This window comes from Pirellulales bacterium, from assembly GCA_035533075.1.
In the GTDB taxonomy this organism is placed as follows: Bacteria; Planctomycetota; Planctomycetia; order Pirellulales; family JAICIG01; genus DASSFG01.
This window is the reverse complement of record DATLUO010000141.1, coordinates 1-4,984: the sequence shown is the minus strand read 5'-3', so window position 1 is coordinate 4,984 and position 4,984 is coordinate 1. Positions and strand designations below refer to the sequence as shown.

Annotated in this window: 4 protein-coding genes; 1 reads left to right on the top strand and 3 read right to left on the bottom strand. The window is 64.6% G+C overall.

Annotated features, from left to right (window positions below):
- Nucleotides 1-1,416, top strand: a 1,416-nt coding sequence (locus tag VNH11_18235) for an AarF/ABC1/UbiB kinase family protein (GenBank protein ID HVA48311.1), incomplete at its 5' end; no start/stop codon positions are given.
- A gap of 15 nt (nt 1,417-1,431) precedes the next feature.
- On the opposite strand, the gene VNH11_18230 is transcribed toward VNH11_18235, so the two are convergent.
- The 3 genes from VNH11_18230 to VNH11_18220 form a co-directional block, all read right to left on the bottom strand.
- A complete protein-coding gene (locus VNH11_18230) occupies nt 1,432-2,955 on the bottom strand; it encodes an SLC13 family permease (GenBank protein ID HVA48310.1) in 1,524 nt (507 codons plus the stop codon).
- A gap of 287 nt (nt 2,956-3,242) precedes the next feature.
- Entirely contained in the window at nt 3,243-3,575 is a 333-nt protein-coding gene (locus VNH11_18225; GenBank protein ID HVA48309.1) for a hypothetical protein, read from the bottom strand.
- A 58-nt stretch (nt 3,576-3,633) separates the two neighbouring features.
- The coding region (locus tag VNH11_18220; GenBank protein ID HVA48308.1) for a hypothetical protein at nt 3,634-4,984 on the bottom strand (1,351 nt) is incomplete at its 5' end.

Genomic DNA, 4,984 nt, shown 5'->3' with positions numbered 1-4,984 from the left:
CCGATGGCACTGGCACTTGACGAACTGCTGGCCGCCTTGCCGGCTGAGGCTGATGAAGCGGAGCCGCTGCCCGCGGCAATCGAGGAAATCTTCGAAAAGCTTTCCCATCGTCCGGTGCCCGTCGGCTCACTGGCGCGGCTCTGGACACTTGGGACGTTGCAGGCCAAAATCGCCGCCGCTTATATGGCCTACTGGGTCCGTTGCGGCTTTCTGTCGAGCGACGACGCGGCGCGGCGGCTGAACGATCCGCACCTGGCCGCCGCAATCAAGCTCTTGGGTGGAATGAGTTACCTGCGCGGCGCGATCATGAAGGTCGGTCAGGTGCTGGCCAACTATCCGAATCTCCTGCCGGAACACTACGCCGAGGCCCTGGCGAAGCTTCATTTCGAGGCCCCGCCGATGCACTACTCGCTCTTGCGCGAGCACGTGCGCAATGAGTTGGGGCGCGACCCGGAAGAGCTGTTCGAGTCGTTCGAGACTCGAGCCTTCGCGGCGGCCTCGCTGGGCCAGGTCCATCGGGCGCGGCTCAAGTCGGGCGAGCCGGTGGCCGTGAAGATCCAGTACCCCAACATCGCGCACACGATCCGTAGCGACTTCCGCAGCCTCAGCGCCGTGTTTCTGCCGATGCGGCTCACGGCCGATTGGCAGAACCAGCGCGAGCAGTTCGAATACGTCCGCCGTTCGCTGGAGCAGGAGACCGATTACGAGCGCGAGGCCGAGGCGCTGCGGCGCGCTCGGCTGTGCCTCTCGCAAGACGATGAAGTCGTCGTTCCCCGTGTCTACCAGGAATTCTCGACGCGGCACGTGCTGACGATGGACTACCTGGCCGGCAAGCACCTCGACCTCTTTTTGGCGACAGACCCACCGCGGGAGCTGCGCGATCGGCACGGAGCGCAGATCATGCGGTCCAGCCTGTGGCTTTATTATCGTGAAAAGCTGCTGTACTCCGACGTTCAGCCGGGGAATTTCCTGTTCCTCGACGACGGCCGGTTGGGGCTGCTCGATTTCGGCGGCTGCCGCACGTTCAGCGACGACGAATGGGACACGATCCGCTCTGGTCACAAGGCGTTTCGCGGCACCCGTGAGGATGTCGTTGCGCATTGCATCCGCAGCGCCATGTTGACCGACGCTCAACGGGCCGACTCCATGCACGTCAAGTTGCTCGAGGACATCACCTATTGGCTCTGGGAACCGTTCAAGCACGAAGGTCCATTCGATTTCGGCGACGCCGATTATTTCCAGCGGGGGATGGCTCTCTATGCCGAGATGTTCCGGCGGCGGAGCACGCGCGGAATGCCGTTCGTGACGCTGATGACGCGGATGTTTCTCGGTTTCCGTGCGATGGCCTGTCGTTTGGGGTGCCGCGTCGATGCGCGGCAGGCGATGGACGACGAGCTGCGGCTGCTGGGATGGTGACTGAATGGGGGGATCTCAACGTAACAATCCGCCCAGCAGCCTCACCGACACCACGATCACCGCGACCCCTGCCACGTCGAGCAGGAACCCGTAGCGAATCATCCGGGTGAGCGGGACGTAGCCGGAACCGTAGACGATGGCGTTGCAGGGGGTCGAGACGGGCAACATGAAACCGAGGCTGGCGCCGAACGTGGCGCCCAGGGCCGGCTCCAAGGGATCGACGCCGGCGCCGCGCGCAATGGCGATGGCCATCGGCACGACGATGGTCGCCGAGGCCGTGTTGCTGGTCAGCTCCGAAACGAGCACCGCCGCCAGCGTCGTGGTGGCCAACAGGGCCAGCGTGCCGGTGCCTTGCGGCAGCCACAAGGCGATGCCGTCGCCCATCGCGCGGGCCAGGCCCGTCTGGTCGGAGAGCACCCCCAGCGCGAAACCGCCGCCGTAGAGCAGCACCACGCCCCAGTCGATCTCAGCCGCTTCCCGCCAGGTGATGGCCTTGCCCTCACGGTCGCCCGGCAGCACGAATAAGAGGGCCGCTCCCAACAGGGCCGCCACCGCCTCGGGTATGCTACGGTTGATCGCCTTGTAAAGCGGGCCCTCGCCCCCAGCCGCAAGCGCGATCACGCCCGGCACGACCCAGAGCACGACCGTCACCAGGAAGGCCGCCAACGTCGAGACCTGTCCTGCGGTCCAAGCGCCAAGGCGCCGGCGCTCGCGCGCAAGCATCTCATGGCTGCCGGCGATCTCGCGTACGCCCGCCGGGCAAAGGTAGTTCAGGTAGACGAAGAGGTAAAGGAACAGAACAACGACCACCGGCACGCCGAGGAACATCCATTGCACGAAGGGAATCTCAACGCCAAGCGAATCGCGGATGTGGCCCAGACCGATCAGGTTGGGCGGCGTGCCGATCGGAGTGGCCAGCCCGCCGATCGACGCGGCGAACGACGTCATCAGCATCAAGCCGGTGGCATAACGGCGGCTGACGGCCGGTCCGCCGGCGCGCTCGTGATCGAACAGGAACCCGAGGATCGACATACCGATGGCGAACATCATGGCCGTGGTGGCGGTATTCGAAATCCAGGCCGAGATGAAGGCGGTCACGGCGCCGAAGGCGAACAGCACGCGGCCGGGCCGCGCGCCGACTGCGCGCGAGGAGAGCACGCAGAACGCCAGTCGCCGGTCGAGCCGGTGCAGGAAGATGGCGCGGGCGAGGATGAACGAGCCGATGAACAAGAACATGATCGGGTCGGCGAAAGGGGCGAACACCGCCTTGGCCGGCGCCACGCGGAGTACGACGCACGCCGCCGCGCCGGTGAGCGCCGTGACCGGCATCGGCAGCGCTTCGGTGATCCAGAGCACGACCACGGCGGCCATCACCGCGGCCAGATGGTGGCCTTCGGCTGAGAGCGACGGGAACTCACGCCACCAGACACTGACGAACACGGCCGGCGCCAGCACCAATCCCAGCCGCCGGCGCACTTGCTCGAACCGTCGTTCCAACGGGCTGAGCTGTTCGATTTTCAAGTCCACAGGTGTTCGCACATCGGTATGACGGAGGAGGCGGCGAGGGTGCGCCCGCGAGAAACGATACGCGACGGCGGCGGCCGGGGCAACCGCCTTTTCTTGACGGTTGAGTTAGTGGCTCTCGTGCGGCGTGGAGAGATCAGGACACAGGGGGCGGCCGTGCGCACTGCGTCAAGCTGGATCGGCGCGACGTTGGTTATCTTGTATCGCCAATCACACGATAAGATCAGTGGCTTTCAGTGGCGACTGTCCGAATCCTCGTACCACGTCAGCTTGGGCACGAAAAAGGACTGTGACGACGCGGGTCATGGTGCTGATGGAATGCCGCGTCGATTCCGGAAATCGCGATCGAACGATTCAAGCGGAGTGCCTTTGTCGCCGGCTTCCATGTCATTCAGCGCTTCGCGCAGTGCCGCGACCGTATCCTCGAATTCCGTGGCGGAAGGGTTTTGAGCACGCCAAAGATCGAGGGCTTCTTCCGGTGACAAGTCCGTTTCGCCCCGACCGACGTGTTCCGCGATGAAACGATGGAAGCTGACCAACTCGTTTGCCGCATCTGGCGACATGATGGTTTCTCCTTGAGTCCGACGTTTGAGCGTTGCAACGTAGCAGGGCGCCACGGCCGTTTGCTCGGCCACGCTTCACGGCGACATTTGACATTCTACCGGCAAAAATGCCGAGATGTAAATGACGTTCCTAATCGTCGAAGATCTCCTGCGTCCGGGTCTTCTTCTCCTCCTCGGTCGTCTCCAGAACGCTGTTTTGCAGCTTGACGATCTCCTTCAACTGGTTCAAGACATCGATGAAGTTCTCCCATTGCGACATCTGCTCCAGAATGCGCTGCATCTCGTCGACGATCTCCTGGTGCAGTTCGCGGGCCTCGACCAACTGCTCCGTCGCCCCGGCGGGGTCGCGGGCGACCGCTTCCAACGTGTTCCGCAGGTGGGTCATGGCGTCGGTGTGCAACTCGCGGATCGCGTCGATGACCTTCGTTTGCAACAAATCGCGGGCTTGCTGGCTGCCCAGCTCGTTGAGCGTCATCTCCGTCAGCGTGGCGTCGAGACGGTTGGCAACCTGCCAAACCTGCCTGGCGACGAGCTGGTGCTTGCGGGCAACGCTGAATGCCCGCTCGTCGTCGAGCGGCCCGCCCAGGACTTCGGTCTGCGAGCGGGCCGTCTCGAGGGCGACGCCGAACTTTGCCCGCTCGGCCCGCTGCCGCATCAAGATCTCGTAGAACAACTCCTCGGGCGTGACCACCTGAAAACTCAGCCAGCGCGACGAGCCGGTCTGAGTGCCCTGGGTGCAGTTATCGATCGCCGTACCGCGAAGCTTGACCAGCGTGCCGGCGGCGAAGCCGTACTCGGCCAAGGCCACCTGGCGCTGAACGTCGAAATCGGTGAAAGGAGAAGCCTCGTCGGCCTGCGGCAGCTCGACGGCGATCTCGCGAGTGGTGACTTCGGGTTTGCCCTCCTTGGGCACGGTCTGCTCCATGTCGATGTCGAGCTTCGTGAATCCGAAGTCGTCGGCGACATGGACCGACAAGGGGACCCGCGCTTGCGGCGTCACCCGGCGGCCGACGCCGCTGGAACGCACGGCCACGCGCGGCGCGCGGTCGGTCAGAAGACCGATCGTGATGAAATAGGGCTTCGACGCCAGCCCCCCTTGTTCGCCCACCAGCCGGATTTCGAGCGTTTGCGCCTCGGTCATCTTCCAACTCGCCGCATAGTGACGCTCGTCGACACGGTTGAGCTTGGGAGGCTGGCCCGGCTTGGCCAATAGCTCGGCGGCGACCAAAGGCGCGCTGGCCGTCAGCTTCAGCTCGAGCTGGGTGTCGGAGAGGAACAAGAGCTGCGAATCGGTGCCGTCGTGCGTGACCGTCTCGCCTTCGCCGGCGCCCGGGCGGCGGGCCGTGATCGAAAGGCCCTCGACGCCGGGCCGGTCGATCGGTTCGACCTTGATTGGGCCGAACCAATCGTCGCCGCCGGCAATCGACAGCGCCAGCGGCTCGACCACCTGAGGCACCTCGTAGCGGTAGCGGCCGTCGTGG